Annotated in this window: 12 protein-coding genes and 3 rRNA genes (1 of these 15 cut by a window edge); all 15 read right to left on the bottom strand. The window is 47.2% G+C overall.

All coding sequences use genetic code 11. The annotated features are described in order from the left end of the window. Window positions 1–5: ribosomal RNA gene (rrf, locus tag P8596_RS00500) — 5S ribosomal RNA — on the bottom strand; it reaches 112 nt to the left of the window's first position. Between the two features lie 102 nt (window positions 6–107). Next, window positions 108–3,043 (bottom strand): 23S ribosomal RNA (locus tag P8596_RS00495). A 196-nt stretch (window positions 3,044–3,239) separates the two neighbouring features. Next, window positions 3,240–4,791, bottom strand: a 16S ribosomal RNA gene (locus P8596_RS00490). Together the 16S, 23S and 5S rRNA genes form the textbook arrangement of a ribosomal RNA operon. Window positions 4,792–5,223: 432 nt before the next feature. After that, window positions 5,224–6,720 carry a lysine--tRNA ligase gene (gene lysS / locus P8596_RS00485; RefSeq protein WP_279725493.1) on the bottom strand — a complete coding sequence of 499 codons (1,497 nt, stop codon included), beginning with the start codon at window positions 6,718–6,720 and terminating at the stop codon, window positions 5,224–5,226. A 239-nt stretch (window positions 6,721–6,959) separates the two neighbouring features. Beyond that, entirely contained in the window at window positions 6,960–7,184 is a 225-nt protein-coding gene (locus P8596_RS00480) for a helix-turn-helix domain-containing protein (protein WP_034763022.1), read from the bottom strand. Continuing rightward, a complete protein-coding gene (gene folK, locus P8596_RS00475) occupies window positions 7,136–7,660 on the bottom strand; it encodes a 2-amino-4-hydroxy-6-hydroxymethyldihydropteridine diphosphokinase (RefSeq protein ID WP_224522365.1) in 525 nt (174 codons plus the stop codon). Before folK ends, P8596_RS00480 begins: the two co-directional genes overlap by 49 nt. A 1-nt stretch (window position 7,661) precedes the next feature. Further along, a complete protein-coding gene (folB, locus tag P8596_RS00470) occupies window positions 7,662–8,021 on the bottom strand; it encodes a dihydroneopterin aldolase (protein WP_224522366.1) in 360 nt (119 codons plus the stop codon). Beyond that, window positions 8,014–8,787, bottom strand: coding sequence for a dihydropteroate synthase (gene folP / locus P8596_RS00465; protein WP_279726946.1), 774 nt, complete (start codon window positions 8,785–8,787; stop codon window positions 8,014–8,016). Before folP ends, folB begins: the two co-directional genes overlap by 8 nt. A 44-nt stretch (window positions 8,788–8,831) precedes the next feature. After that, complete coding sequence (gene pabC, locus P8596_RS00460; protein ID WP_279725491.1) at window positions 8,832–9,710, bottom strand: aminodeoxychorismate lyase; 879 nt, start codon at window positions 9,708–9,710, stop codon at window positions 8,832–8,834. Between the two features lie 3 nt (window positions 9,711–9,713). Next, entirely contained in the window at window positions 9,714–10,298 is a 585-nt protein-coding gene (gene pabA, locus P8596_RS00455; protein ID WP_224522368.1) for an aminodeoxychorismate/anthranilate synthase component II, read from the bottom strand. After that, window positions 10,295–11,695 carry an aminodeoxychorismate synthase, component I gene (pabB, locus tag P8596_RS00450; RefSeq protein WP_279725489.1) on the bottom strand — a complete coding sequence of 467 codons (1,401 nt, stop codon included), beginning with the start codon at window positions 11,693–11,695 and terminating at the stop codon, window positions 10,295–10,297. The genes pabA and pabB overlap by 4 nt, the downstream gene beginning before the upstream one ends. Window positions 11,696–11,854: 159 nt before the next feature. Continuing rightward, the gene (gene cysK, locus P8596_RS00445) at window positions 11,855–12,784 is read right to left on the bottom strand and encodes a cysteine synthase A (protein WP_159360924.1); all 930 of its coding nucleotides are present in this window, start codon (window positions 12,782–12,784) and stop codon (window positions 11,855–11,857) included. A 231-nt stretch (window positions 12,785–13,015) separates the two neighbouring features. After that, on the bottom strand, window positions 13,016–13,897 hold the full coding sequence (locus tag P8596_RS00440) for a peptidyl-prolyl cis-trans isomerase (protein ID WP_279725487.1): 882 nt from the start codon (window positions 13,895–13,897) through the stop codon (window positions 13,016–13,018). A 25-nt stretch (window positions 13,898–13,922) separates the two neighbouring features. After that, window positions 13,923–14,804: an Hsp33 family molecular chaperone HslO gene (gene hslO, locus P8596_RS00435; protein ID WP_254652753.1), complete on the bottom strand. Its 882-nt coding sequence runs from the start codon at window positions 14,802–14,804 to the stop codon at window positions 13,923–13,925. Window positions 14,805–14,823: 19 nt separating this feature from the next. Continuing rightward, window positions 14,824–15,591 (bottom strand): type III pantothenate kinase, encoded by a 768-nt coding sequence (locus P8596_RS00430; protein WP_179126166.1) that lies wholly within the window; start codon window positions 15,589–15,591, stop codon window positions 14,824–14,826. Window positions 15,592–15,700: the final 109 nt, after the last annotated feature.

Raw genomic sequence — 15,700 nt, 5'->3', positions numbered from 1 at the left:
CCAGACGAATATTCAATTGAAGGATTGTTCCTTCAAAACTAGATAAAGAATTGATGTCAAGAAAGCCGAATATCGACCAATTGTTGTTCATATAAATATGACTCTTTGTGGTTAAGTCCTCGATCGATTAGTATCAGTCAACTCCACATGTCGCCATGCTTCCATCTCTGACCTATCTACCTAGTCATCTTCTAGGGATCTTACTCACTTACGTGATGGGAAATCTCATCTCGAGGGGGGCTTCATGCTTAGATGCTTTCAGCACTTATCCCTTCCGCACATAGCTACCCAGCGATGCCTTTGGCAAGACAACTGGTACACCAGCGGTGCGTCCATCCCGGTCCTCTCGTACTAAGGACAGCTCCTCTCAAATTTCCTGCGCCCACGACGGATAGGGACCGAACTGTCTCACGACGTTCTGAACCCAGCTCGCGTACCGCTTTAATGGGCGAACAGCCCAACCCTTGGGACCGACTACAGCCCCAGGATGCGATGAGCCGACATCGAGGTGCCAAACCTCCCCGTCGATGTGGACTCTTGGGGGAGATAAGCCTGTTATCCCCGGGGTAGCTTTTATCCGTTGAGCGATGGCCCTTCCATGCGGAACCACCGGATCACTAAGCCCGACTTTCGTCCCTGCTCGACTTGTAGGTCTCGCAGTCAAGCTCCCTTGTGCCTTTACACTCTGCGAATGATTTCCAACCATTCTGAGGGAACCTTTGGGCGCCTCCGTTACTCTTTAGGAGGCGACCGCCCCAGTCAAACTGCCCACCTGACACTGTCTCCCACCCCGATAAGGGGCGCGGGTTAGAATTTCAATACAGCCAGGGTAGTATCCCACCGATGCCTCCACCGAAGCTGGCGCTCCGGTTTCCAAGGCTCCTACCTATCCTGTACAAGCTGTACCAAAATTCAATATCAGGCTACAGTAAAGCTCCACGGGGTCTTTCCGTCCTGTCGCGGGTAACCTGCATCTTCACAGGTACTATAATTTCACCGAGTCTCTCGTTGAGACAGTGCCCAGATCGTTACGCCTTTCGTGCGGGTCGGAACTTACCCGACAAGGAATTTCGCTACCTTAGGACCGTTATAGTTACGGCCGCCGTTTACTGGGGCTTCGATTCGCACCTTCGCTTGCGCTAAGCACTCCTCTTAACCTTCCAGCACCGGGCAGGCGTCAGCCCCTATACTTCGCCTTACGGCTTCGCAGAGACCTGTGTTTTTGCTAAACAGTCGCCTGGGCCTATTCACTGCGGCTCTCTCGGGCTTGCACCCTACCAGAGCACCCCTTCTCCCGAAGTTACGGGGTCATTTTGCCGAGTTCCTTAACGAGAGTTCTCTCGCTCACCTTAGGATTCTCTCCTCGCCTACCTGTGTCGGTTTGCGGTACGGGCACCTTTTTCCTCGCTAGAGGCTTTTCTTGGCAGTGTGGAATCAGGAACTTCGCTACTATAATTCGCTCGCTATCACAGCTCAGCCTTCACGATGATGGGATTTGCCTCATCATCAGCCTAACTGCTTAGACGCACATATCCAGCAGTGCGCTTACCCTATCCTCCTGCGTCCCCCCATTGCTCAAACGGAAAAGAGGTGGTACAGGAATATCAACCTGTTGTCCATCGTCTACGCCTATCGGCCTCGACTTAGGTCCCGACTAACCCTGAGCGGACGAGCCTTCCTCAGGAAACCTTAGGCATTCGGTGGATGGGATTCTCACCCATCTTTCGCTACTCATACCGGCATTCTCACTTCTAAGCACTCCACCAGTCCTTACGGTCTAGCTTCGCAGTCCTTAGAACGCTCTCCTACCACTGACACCTAGAGGTGTCAATCCACAGCTTCGGTGATACGTTTAGCCCCGGTACATTTTCGGCGCAGAGTCACTCGACCAGTGAGCTATTACGCACTCTTTAAATGGTGGCTGCTTCTAAGCCAACATCCTGGTTGTCTAAGCAACTCCACATCCTTTTCCACTTAACGTATACTTTGGGACCTTAGCTGGTGGTCTGGGCTGTTTCCCTTTCGACTACGGATCTTATCACTCGCAGTCTGACTCCCATGGATAAGTCTTTGGCATTCGGAGTTTGTCTGAATTCGGTAACCCGATGAGGGCCCCTAGTCCAAACAGTGCTCTACCTCCAAGACTCTTACACATGAGGCTAGCCCTAAAGCTATTTCGGAGAGAACCAGCTATCTCCAAGTTCGATTGGAATTTCTCCGCTACCCACACCTCATCCCCGCACTTTTCAACGTGCGTGGGTTCGGACCTCCATTCAGTGTTACCTGAACTTCATCCTGGACATGGGTAGATCACCTGGTTTCGGGTCTACGACCACATACTCAAATCGCCCTATTCAGACTCGCTTTCGCTGCGGCTCCGTCTTATCAACTTAACCTTGCATGGGATCGTAACTCGCCGGTTCATTCTACAAAAGGCACGCCATCACCCGTTAACGGGCTCTGACTACTTGTAGGCACACGGTTTCAGGTTCTATTTCACTCCCCTTCCGGGGTGCTTTTCACCTTTCCCTCACGGTACTGGTTCACTATCGGTCACTAGGGAGTATTTAGCCTTGGGAGATGGTCCTCCCAGCTTCCGACGGGATTTCACGTGTCCCGCCGTACTCAGGATCCACTCAAGAGGGAATGAAGTTTCAACTACAGGGTTGTTACCTTCTTTGACGAGCCTTTCCAGACTTCTTCGTCTACTTCATTCCTTTGTAACTCCGTATAGAGTGTCCTACAACCCCAAGAGGCAAGCCTCTTGGTTTGGGCTATATCCCGTTTCGCTCGCCGCTACTCAGGGAATCGCAATTGCTTTCTCTTCCTCCAGGTACTTAGATGTTTCAGTTCCCTGGGTCTGCCTTCCATACTCTATGTATTCAAGTAAGGATATTGTTCCATTACGAACAATGGGTTCCCCCATTCGGAAATCTCTGGATCAAAGCTCACTTACAGCTCCCCAAAGCATATCGGTGTTAGTCCCGTCCTTCGTCGGCTCCTAGTGCCAAGGCATCCACCGTGCGCCCTTCATAACTTAACCGAATTGGTTGTTACATCAGGTTTAAAACCTAAAATGGCGATACTCGGTAATTTCTTGACTATCAATTTATCTTTATCTAGTTTTCAAAGAACAAACACAACTTTTATCTCGTAAGAGATAAAAAATGTTTTGATGGTTGAACCATCAAAACTGAACAAAACTTCGACTGTCAAACGTTTTAGTAAATCTTCCTTAGAAAGGAGGTGATCCAGCCGCACCTTCCGATACGGCTACCTTGTTACGACTTCACCCCAATCATCTGTCCCACCTTAGGCGGCTGGCTCCAAAAGGTTACCTCACCGACTTCGGGTGTTACAAACTCTCGTGGTGTGACGGGCGGTGTGTACAAGGCCCGGGAACGTATTCACCGCGGCATGCTGATCCGCGATTACTAGCGATTCCAGCTTCATGTAGGCGAGTTGCAGCCTACAATCCGAACTGAGAACGGTTTTATGGGATTGGCTAAACCTCGCGGTCTCGCTGCCCTTTGTACCGTCCATTGTAGCACGTGTGTAGCCCAGGTCATAAGGGGCATGATGATTTGACGTCATCCCCACCTTCCTCCGGTTTGTCACCGGCAGTCATCTTAGAGTGCCCAACTGAATGCTGGCAACTAAGATCAAGGGTTGCGCTCGTTGCGGGACTTAACCCAACATCTCACGACACGAGCTGACGACAACCATGCACCACCTGTCACTCTGTCCCCCGAAGGGGAAAGCCCTATCTCTAGGGTTGTCAGAGGATGTCAAGACCTGGTAAGGTTCTTCGCGTTGCTTCGAATTAAACCACATGCTCCACCGCTTGTGCGGGCCCCCGTCAATTCCTTTGAGTTTCAGTCTTGCGACCGTACTCCCCAGGCGGAGTGCTTAATGCGTTAGCTGCAGCACTAAGGGGCGGAAACCCCCTAACACTTAGCACTCATCGTTTACGGCGTGGACTACCAGGGTATCTAATCCTGTTTGCTCCCCACGCTTTCGCGCCTCAGTGTCAGTTACAGACCAGAAAGTCGCCTTCGCCACTGGTGTTCCTCCAAATATCTACGCATTTCACCGCTACACTTGGAATTCCACTTTCCTCTTCTGCACTCAAGTTCCCCAGTTTCCAATGACCCTCCACGGTTGAGCCGTGGGCTTTCACATCAGACTTAAGGAACCACCTGCGCGCGCTTTACGCCCAATAATTCCGGACAACGCTTGCCACCTACGTATTACCGCGGCTGCTGGCACGTAGTTAGCCGTGGCTTTCTGGTTAGGTACCGTCAAGGTGCCGCCCTATTCGAACGGCACTTGTTCTTCCCTAACAACAGAGCTTTACGATCCGAAAACCTTCATCACTCACGCGGCGTTGCTCCGTCAGACTTTCGTCCATTGCGGAAGATTCCCTACTGCTGCCTCCCGTAGGAGTCTGGGCCGTGTCTCAGTCCCAGTGTGGCCGATCACCCTCTCAGGTCGGCTACGCATCGTTGCCTTGGTGAGCCGTTACCTCACCAACTAGCTAATGCGCCGCGGGTCCATCTGTAAGTGGTAGCTAAAAGCCACCTTTCAACATTTCCTCATGCGAGGAAATGAGTTATCCGGTATTAGCCCCGGTTTCCCGGAGTTATCCCAGTCTTACAGGCAGGTTACCCACGTGTTACTCACCCGTCCGCCGCTGATATCAGGGAGCAAGCTCCCATCAATCCGCTCGACTTGCATGTATTAGGCACGCCGCCAGCGTTCGTCCTGAGCCAGGATCAAACTCTCCGATAAAAGTTTGAATAGCTCTTTAAAATAAATATAGAATTAACGTTGACGTATTGTCTTGTTTTGTTCAGTTTTCAAGGTTCAATGTGTAAGCACTTCTCTCGAAGCGACCCTTACTATGTTACATGATCGTTAACTTGTTGTCAACAACTTTTTAAAAGAAGTTTTGATCAAGTTTTTCATGTTGTGTGTCGCGTTTTGCGGCAACAGATAATACTATACCACCATAAAAACCCTGGCGCAAGAGTTTTTATGATACTTTTTTAACTTCTATATAATATCAGTCAAATGACATTGTTTCCTTTCATTTTTACGTAAAAGAATGAGCTCCTTTAGTCCCGATTGAGTGTTTGCACCAAATTATTATCTACCATCCTTTTTGATATGATTCAAAAAAAACAGCCAAGGCTGAACCCTCGGCTGTTTTTACATATCTTATTAGTCACGATGACGCATTAATGGGAATAATAGTACGTCCCGGATGGATGGGGAATTGGTTAACAGCATAACAAGCCTGTCGATGCCGATACCCAGGCCACCCGTTGGCGGCATTCCGTATTCAAGAGCCTCGATGAAATCATTATCCATCATGTGGGCTTCGTCGTTTCCTTCTTCTCTTTCTTTCAATTGTGCCTCAAAGCGTTCTCTTTGATCGATCGGATCATTCAGCTCGGTGAAGGCATTGGCATGTTCACGGCCAACGATGAATAGTTCAAAGCGATCCGTGAAGCGCGGGTCTTCATCATTCTTCTTCGCAAGTGGAGAGATTTCCACGGGATGACCATAGATGAAGGTAGGCTGAATCAGCTTATCTTCTACCTTTTGTTCGAAGAATTCATTGACGACGTGACCATATTGCATGTTGTCTTTGATTTCGATGCCGTGTTCTTTGGCAAGGGCACGGGCATCTTCATCGGACATTTCCTGCCAGAAGTCTACACCTGTGTGCTCTTTAACGGCGTCTACCATATGAAGACGAGTCCATTCCGGCTCAAGGTTGATTTCATTGTCAGCGTATTGAACCGTAGTAGATCCGAATACTTCCTTTGCGATATGGGCAACAAGATTTTCAGTCAGAGCCATGATATCACGGTAATCCGCATACGCTTCGTAAAGCTCGATCATTGTGAACTCAGGGTTATGTCTTGTTGAAACTCCCTCGTTACGGAATACACGTCCAATTTCGTATACTTTTTCAAGTCCGCCAACGATCAGGCGTTTTAGATGAAGCTCGATTGCGATACGCATATAAAGCGGCATATCAAGAGCGTTATGATGTGTATTGAACGGACGGGCAGAAGCCCCACCTGCGATTGCGTGCATCATTGGTGTTTCTACTTCCAGGTAACCGTTATTGTCCAAGTATCTTCTCATAGATTGAATGATGCGGCTGCGCGCGATGAACGTTTCTTTGCTTTCCTGACTTGTAATCAGGTCCAGATAACGTTGACGATAACGCTGTTCAACGTCTTTTAAACCGTGGAATTTTTCAGGAAGCGGGCGAAGTGCTTTCGTCAGCAGGTGGAATTCTTTCGCTTTAACAGAAAGTTCCCCTACCTTTGTTTTGAATACAGTACCCGTGATCCCTACGATATCACCAAGGTCTGCTGTATTGAAAACCTCATACGCTTCTTCACCGATGGTATCTTTACGAACATAGATTTGAACTTGTCCAGCCAGATCCTGAAGATGGGCAAATCCCGCTTTCCCTTTTCCGCGCTTCGTCATGATGCGACCTGCGATCGTGACAGTGATATCTTTCTCTTCCAGTTCCTCTTTAGAAAACTCATCGAATTGAGATTTGATATCTGATGAACTGTGTGTACGATCATATCGTTTACCGAATGGATCCTGTCCCTTTTCACGGATGGCTTCCATCTTTTCGCGTCTGACGCGAAGCTGGTCATTGATTTCTTCGTGACTCATGTGTTTCACTCCTATTCTATCTGCTTGCTTTAGTAGACTAATACGGTTATATACCATACTATTTTACACAATATCTATGTTTGTAACACCCCTAAAGTATGAGTAATTTCAGAAACGTACGTCGAGGTGCCCGAAAACCTATTGAAAAAATCTAAAAAAGGCCGATCCAATTGGGTGACAGGGTCACATATTGGTTACAGCCTTATCTAGAATAACATAAAAAGGAATACAGGTGAATCAAGCGGCTTTTACTCACTACGGTCAGATTCTTCTTGAGGGATCAGATCGTTAAGTGGAATGTCCAGGACTTCCGCAACGTTCTCCAAGAAATCCTCTTTCGGTATCCGACTCCCTCTTTCCACTTCTCCAAGGACCGAAACGGAGATGGAAAGTTCCTTGGCCAAACTTTCCTGAGTAAATCCTTTTAGCTTTCTGAATGCACGAATGCGTCTTCCCCATTTATCTGTTTCCATAACCGAACTCCTTCTTTGTCAGGTATTTCGTCCAGAAATTCAGCCAACGGGGCATTAAAAGACGGGTGCTCGATACTCGGAGCCACCTCTAATAACGGGATTAATACAAATGCTCTTTCTTGCATTCTTGGATGAGGGATGAGAAGATTCACTGCTTCGATCGTTTCGTGATTAAAGAGTAAGATATCGAGGTCGATTATCCTCGGACCCCATTTGAACTCCCTTTCCCTTCCAAGGTCGATTTCCACCTGCAAGCACTGATGTAATAGAGTTTCTGGACTTAAACTGGTACGAATTTCGATGACCATGTTCAAAAATTGATCTTGTTCTGTAAATCCTACCGGGTCTGTTTCATACAGAGAGGATCGTTTCGTTACCTCTATCTTACCATGACTGCCTAAGATGTTTATGGCTTTTTCTAAATAACCCGCCCTGTCCCCCATATTGGAACCAAGGGAAATATATGCAGTATTCATCCTATCGACTCCTATTAATCTCCACCGCCACCGACCGGTAATGACCAGGAATGGGTGGATCAGGCTTGATTAGTGTGATTTTGCAGCTCTTGACAGCGTTGAATGTTTCCAGGATCCGGGAAGCGATGTCTTCAGCCACAGCTTCGACCAGATTCCTTGGCTCTCCTTCCACAACACTTTTGGTAATGGAATAGATCTCCGCATAGTTTACGGAGTCTTCAAGCTGATCGCTTTGACCGGACTTCCTTAAATCTAAATGCAACTCTACACTAACACGAAAACGTTGTCCAAGTTTGTTCTCCTCCTGGAATACACCGTGATAGCCGTAAAACTCCATTTCGTTCAATAGAATTTTATCCATATCTTTTCTCCTTTCCAACGAGAACATCCATCATTTTTGCCATGCGTGCCATTTCCTTTACATCATGAACACGTACGATGTGACAGCCTTTTTGAATACCGTAGCAAACTGTCGCCCCCGTCCCCTCCATCCTCTCCTCAACAGGGAGATCAAGGACATGTCCGATGATGGATTTCCGTGATGTTCCGAGCAGGACCGGATAGCCAAGGGAGACGATGACATCCAGATGCCTCATCATTTCTATGTTCAATTGTACTGTTTTGGCAAAACCAATGCCAGGATCGAGGATGATCTGTTCATCTTTTACACCCGCTCCCTTGGCGATGAAGATGCTCTCCTGCAAATCTTGAATCGCATCCCGGACGAAGTGGTTGTAATCCCGATTATCCCGGTTATGCATGAGAATGATCGGGGCACCGGTATCTGCCGCTACCCGTGCCATTTCAGGGTCCTTTTTCGCACCCCATACATCGTTAATGATACTTGCGCCCGCTTCAAGCGCTTTTCTTGCCGTCGCAGCCTTATACGTGTCAATGGAGATTGGTACGTTCACTTCCCGGGAGATCGCTTCAATAATCGGCACAACCCGTGAAATCTCTTCTTCGGCAGGTACGACCTCGTGGCCAGGCCGGGTCGACTCACCACCTATATCAATGATATCAGCACCCATCTCCACCATTTCTTTCGCCCGTTCCACAGCCCGGTCTAACTCATTGAAAGACCCGCCGTCCGAGAATGAATCAGGAGTGATATTCAGTATCCCCATGATAAGGGTCTTCTCTGTAAAATCAAGTTCGTATGTTCCGCACTTCACTGCGTCATCCCCCCTCTTTTCATTTCCTGTATGGAATTCAAGTGTCGTGTATATTTCGTGTACTGCTCATGAAAAAGCCCTACGTACTTTCCATGTCGCCCCGGTAATCGTAAAGAATCCATTTTGTTTACCGGTATGATCTCTTGAACGGAATTCGTGAAAAACACTTCATCCACTTCAAGCATGTCCACTTTTTCAAACATCCCGACCTGCACCGGTATATTCAATCGATCGGCAAGAGCCAGGATGAACTGCCTGGTGATCCCGTTTAACAAACCGGTTTCCACCGACGGCGTATATAATCTCCCGCCCTTTACCCAGAAGAGGTTGGAGGTGATCCCTTCACAGAGGTACCCTTCTTTTGTCAGAAAGATCCCTTCTTTATCCACGGTTGCTCCCAGTTCCCTTTTTGCCGCCATGTTGTTCAGGTAATGATGGGATTTGAGACGCTCTCCCGTTTCCGGAGTGTTTCTTCTAAGCTTCAGGAACACTCCTTCCTTTTCCTTTAAGGGGGCGGAAGGAGGTAATTCCTTTTGAAAAAGAATGACGGTTGCGTTCTCGTAAGGAGTCGTCTTCAAGCCGATTTCCCCTGGTCCGCCTGACACATTAAACCGGCAATATGCATCCTTAAGGTCGTTTTTCTTTAATAGCTCCGAGATGGTCGACCTGATCGTTTCCTCATCCAGGTCGGCTTCAATATTTAATTCCTTTAACCCAAGTGACAGTCTGTTCAGATGATCTTTTAGTAAAAAGGGATGACCGTCATAGGTACGAAAGGTTTCAAATACTCCCATGCCGTACAAATAGCCGTGGTCGAATGGAGAAATGGCCGCTTCTGACTGGTGTATGATGTCCCCGTTTATATATAGATACATGGGTCAGGCCATCCCTACTTTTTTATACGCGTTCAGAAAGTTAAGGAGCAGCCGCTTCCCCTGCTCCGTCATGATGGATTCAGGGTGGAACTGCACTCCCTCCACGGGAAGGTATTTATGTCTGATCGCCATGATCTCTCCCTGTGCCGTTTCCGCAGAAATATCGAAGCAATCCGGAAGGGTCTCCCGTTTAACGATCAGGGAATGATACCTCGTTGCATTGAAAGGATTCGGCATCCCTTCAAATACGGTTTTCCCGTCATGGATCATCGGGGAGACCTTTCCGTGCATCAACCGTTCGGCACGAATGACATCTCCTCCGAAAACCTGGGCGATTGACTGATGTCCGAGACAGACGCCGAAGATCGGAATCTTCCCGGCAAATGTCCGGATCGCCTCAAGACTTACACCCGCTTCGTTCGGGCTGCACGGACCCGGAGAAATCATCAAATAATCCGGAGACAAAGCTTCAATTTCATCGAGGGTGATCTCATCGTTTCGCTTCACGATCAGTTCCTCCCCAAGCTCCCCTAAAAATTGCACAAGATTATAGGTGAATGAATCATAGTTATCAATCATGAGAATCATAGATTTTCTCCTTCCGCCATTGCCTTTGCGACCCAGAGGGCTTTCGCTTTTTTGAGGGATTCCTTGTATTCGTACGCCGGATTGGAATCGATCACCACTCCCGCTCCTGCTTGGATGTGACCTATTCCTTCTTTGACAAGCATCGTCCGTATGACGATGTTCAATTCCATATCGCCATTGAGACCGATCCAGCCAATGGAGCCTGTGTAAATGCCCCGCCTGACCGGTTCAAGCTCCTCAATGATCTCCATCGTCCTCACTTTGGGCGCCCCGGTAATCGTTCCTCCGGGAAAAACAGATCGAATGACGTCCGCCCCTGTTTTGGTTTCATCCAGTTTGCCCCTGACATTGGATACGATGTGCATGACGTGGGAGTATTTTTCGATCACCATGAACTCGTTGACTTCGACTGTCCCGTACTGGCATACCTTCCCCAGGTCATTACGCTCCAGATCTACAAGCATCACATGCTCGGCTCTCTCTTTTTCATTATGGATCAGTTCCAGGGCAAGTCTCTCATCCTCATCCGCATCCTTCCCACGGGAACGGGTACCCGCAATCGGCCTCGTACTTACTTCCATTCCTTTTTTCTTCACGAGCAGTTCAGGTGACCCGGAAACAATCTGGAAGTCCGGGCTGTGGATATAACTCATATAAGGTGAGGGATTTAATTCCCGAAGCTTTTTATAAACCGCATACGGCTCTGTTCTCAACTGTTGAGACTGCCGGACAGATAAATTCACCTGAAAGACATCCCCCTGTGAGATATACGCTTGAATTCTTTTCACTGCTGCTGAGAATTCTTCCTCATCCATCGACACTTCAACATCCGCCATGTCGTCATTAGGATCCTTCTTCGTTTCATTCTTGGATGACAGGGCATTTTCCCAGGAGGCAGTCCACTGTGAAAGCTTCGCCTCTGCCGATTCCGGATCTTGCTCGGATAACATCATTGTCCATAAACAATCCTCCTGATGATCGAAGACCGCCCACTCTTTCAGGTAGTAAAAATAAAGGTCGGGAATCTCCAGATCATCACGTCCCAGCGAAGGAAGTTTCTCGATCTTTCTTGCATAGTCATAACTAAGAAAACCGATCACTCCCCCCTGGAAGTCAGGGAGATCCTCTCTTCTTTCCGTTCGATGGGGGGTCATCCATTTTTCCAATTGGATCAATGGATCTCCATGTATCACTTCAGCTCCAGTAGAGTCTTGTATTCTCAAACCTTCCGGAATACTTTGTAAAATGACGTCAGGTTGCAGTCCAGCCACACTATAACGACCACCCCGTCCGCTTTCTAACAAAATGTGATGTGTTTGATGCTGACTGAGCTGTTCATATGCTGCGAAAAATTGTTCTTTGGTTGTATGGTTTTTATGAAAATACAGGTGCTGCACGGACCCCTCACACTCCTAATGTTTATCTCCTTTCATGATACATGAACTTCAGGAAGGTTTCATCGTTAAAAAATTGAAATTATGCAGGGCTGAGAGGTTTTTTAAACATAAAAAATGGATCCTGAAGCAACGTGCACTTCAGGATCCGGCATTCACATTTTATTCTTCATCAAATTGGTAAAGTGGAGTGCTTAAATAGCGCTCCCCATTACTAGGAAGGATGGCGAGCACTTTTTTGCCCTTTCCTAACTTCTTCGCTACTTCTAGGGCTGCATAGATGGCTGCCCCGGAGGAAATCCCGCCCAAGACCCCTTCTTCTTTAGCTGCTCTTCTTGCATACTCAAAAGCTGAATCCTTATCCACCTGTATAACATGGTCATACACATCTGTATCTAAAATCTCAGGAATGAATCCGGCTCCGATTCCCTGAATTTTATGAGGTCCCGGCTTTCCTCCTGATAAGACAGGGGAATCCGAAGGCTCGACTGCGTATAATTCAACCGATGGATAATGTTTTTTCAACACTTCACCAACGCCTGTAATCGTTCCGCCAGTACCGATACCTGCGATGAAGGCATCAAGCTGATCACCCATCTGTTCCACGATTTCCGGTCCGGTCGTTTCACGATGAACCTTGGGATTAGCTTCGTTTTTGAATTGCTGCGGCATGAAGAAGCCTTTTTCTTTCGACAGCTCTTCCGCTTTGCGAATGGCGCCATTCATTCCTTCAGAACCCGGTGTCAATACAAGTTCTGCTCCGTAGGCCCGTAACAGGTTACGCCTTTCTGTACTCATCGTGTCAGGCATAACGAGCAAAGAACGGTAACCTTTAGCGGCAGCGACCATTGCAAGACCGATACCCGTGTTGCCGCTTGTCGGCTCAACGATCGTATCTCCGGGTTTGATCGTACCTGCAGCTTCCCCTGCTTCAATCATGGCCAGGGCGATCCGGTCTTTCACGGAACTGCCCGGATTCATGTATTCTAATTTCAAATAAACATCCGCACTATTCTCATCCACTAATCGATTCAGTTTTACCACTGGAGTCTGACCTATTAATTCTGAAATTGAATTGGCTACTCTCACCATTCGTTCATCACTCCTAATTCCAAGTAATTTTGTTGGTTTTAATAAAATGTAACAATATTCAATATATTTGTCAACGATATTGCTTTTCTTTTCCGGGCACTGCTATACGGCATACACCGATGGCACACCCTCTTCACTCACCTACATTTATATGCACCTTACACTTATCCTATGTTACGTTGAAAGGGTTCGAACTATGTAAAAGGAGCTGACCGAAAGTCAGCTCCTTCATTACTCTTGCTTGCCATAAAACCACTCGGCGTCCACTTCATCCCAAAAGGATTCAGGCTTAAGCGGTGTTTCGACCTGTTCTAAAGCAATCTGTCTGCGAATTTGTGATTTTACTTCCTTAAACGAAAAATCCCTCTCCTTCAGGATACCGTCGACATAATAAATCATATAGTCTGAATCCTGTTGAATCGGTGATGTCCATTCACCCTGCGATAAGGGTTCTACCTCCGACTTCGCTTCCGGAGAAAGAATATCCCCATCAATGGGAACATACCCAATGTCCCCTCCTAGATGTGCGCTTTGCTCATCGGTAGACCGTTCCATGGCCAGTGCTTCAAAGTTAGATCCGCCATCGAGCTCCTTCAGAACCTGATCCGCTTCTGTTTGATCCGCTACCTTCAATTGCTTCAGCTTATACATTTTAGGGATTGAATACTGCTCCTCATTCTGGGCATAGAATTTCTTCATTTCTTTTTCGGGAACCTGAACGTCCTTCGTGATGAGCTCCTCTAATAATAATTCAGATTTGATCTGCTCTTTCAGCGTATCTTCATCTTCAAGATTCTCTTCATCATAGGCATTATAAACGGATTGAATCAGGTAGTATTCCTGTTCTACTTCTTTATTTGAAACAGAAATATCGTATTTCTTCGCCAGGTGGTCGATCACTTTTTGATTGACCATGGCCCTCAATTCTTCTTTACCATGTTGTTGTTCCAGTGCGTATAACCAATCCTCCCGGGTCACGGATTCCCCGCCAACCGATGCCACCACTTCAGGGGTACCGACTTTCCCCGAGGACCAGTTCCACACAAGTGTGATCAGATTCGTGACAAGCAGTACCCCGATGATCACCATGAGTACAGACCGTTTAATTCTCATTTCTCCCATTCTCCCTGAATGTAATTTATTCCTTAGCGCTTTCTTTCAGTTCTTCTAATTCTTCTTTAGAAAATAGATAGGTTTCATTACAGAAATGACAGCTTGCTTCCGCACTGCCGTCTTCATCGATCATCTCTTGAATTTCCTGTTCCCCTAAGCTGATGATCGCATTCGAGAAACGCTCTTTATTGCATTGGCACTTAAATGCTACTGGAAGTGTTTCAAGTACTTTGACTTCCCCTTTTCCAAGTACTTCTTCCAATACCTCTTCAGGACTTAGACCTTTTTCAATCAATTTAGAGATTGGAGGGATTTTGGCCAAGCGTTCCTCAATCTTTGTAATCGTTTCATCCTCCGTACCAGGCATAAGCTGGAGGATGAATCCTCCTGCAGCAAGTATCGAGTTGTCTGGATTGACCAGCACTCCCACCCCTACAGAAGAAGGCACTTGTTCTGACGTGACGAAATAATAGGTGAAGTCTTCCCCGAGTTCTCCTGATACAATGGGTACCTGACCAGAGAAATGGTCTCTCATACCGATATCTTTCACAACCGATAACATACCTTCCGTACCGACCGCACGGCGGACATCAAGCTTTCCGTGCTCATTCAAATCAAAGTGGACATGGGGATTGGTCACGTATCCTCTGACCTCACCTTTTGCATTGCTGTCCACAAGGATGGCTCCGATCGGACCGCCGCCTTCTACTTTGATCGTCAATTTATTTTCACCTTTGAGCATAGCCCCCATCATCACACCGGCACTGATGCTTCGACCAAGTGCTGCAGATGCAGTCGGCCATGTACCATGTCTTCTTTGTGCTTCTCCTACTGTATCCGTACTTTTGACAGCATACGCACGTACCTGCCCGTCATAGGCTAACGCCTTTACTAAATAGTCACTCATGGTTGTAGCTCCTTTCACTCTAGTTCATGTTTCTCTTATAGATTAATTTTAGCCCTTTCAACGTCAAGAATGGATCTACTACGTCAATGCTATTGGATTCTTTCGAGATCAGCGTGGCCAATCCTCCCGTTGCAATGACCGTTGGCTCCTTCTTACTTTGTGCTTTCATTCTTTGAACGATACCTTCGACTTGTCCGACATATCCATAAAGGATACCCGCCTGCATAGCTGTGACGGTATTCTTACCGATAATCTGTTCCGGACGGGCGATTTCGATCCTTGGCAGTTTGGCCGCCTTCGAGTACAGGGCCTCCGTTGATATGCCTATTCCCGGGGCGATCGCACCACCCATATATTGTCGTTCTTCATTGATATAGCAATACGTCGTCGCTGTACCGAAGTCAACGATGATAAGCGGGCCGCCGTATTCGTGAATGCCAGCGACTGCATTGACGATCCGGTCCGCTCCGACTTCCCTGGGATTTTCGTACTTGATGTTCAAGCCTGTCTTAATCCCGGGTCCAACGACAAGCGGAGTAATATGAAAATACTTCTCGCACATGCGTTCCAAACTGAACATGATTGGAGGGACAACAGAAGAAATGATGATCCCGTCAATTTCCTCAAACGTCAGATTCACATGCTCAAATAGATTCTTTACAAGCATGCCAAACTCATCTTCCGTCTTATGTCGATTCGTTTCAGCTCTCCAATGATATTTTAAATGGTCATTTTCATACACACCAAATACAATATTGGTATTCCCTACATCCATTACAAAAATCAATATCCTCACCTACTAAGCCAATTGTTTTCACACTGCCAACATCATACCATAATTTATTTTAAATAGGTATAAAAGCGCAATCCGCGTGGTTAGGTCCATTTGTTTTGTA

Origin of the sequence: Rossellomorea sp. DA94 (assembly GCF_029834455.1) — a bacterium.
GTDB lineage: Bacteria > Bacillota > Bacilli > Bacillales > Bacillaceae_B > Rossellomorea > Rossellomorea vietnamensis.
The sequence above is the reverse complement of the archived record's forward strand: the minus strand, read 5'-3'. Positions and strand labels throughout refer to the sequence as shown.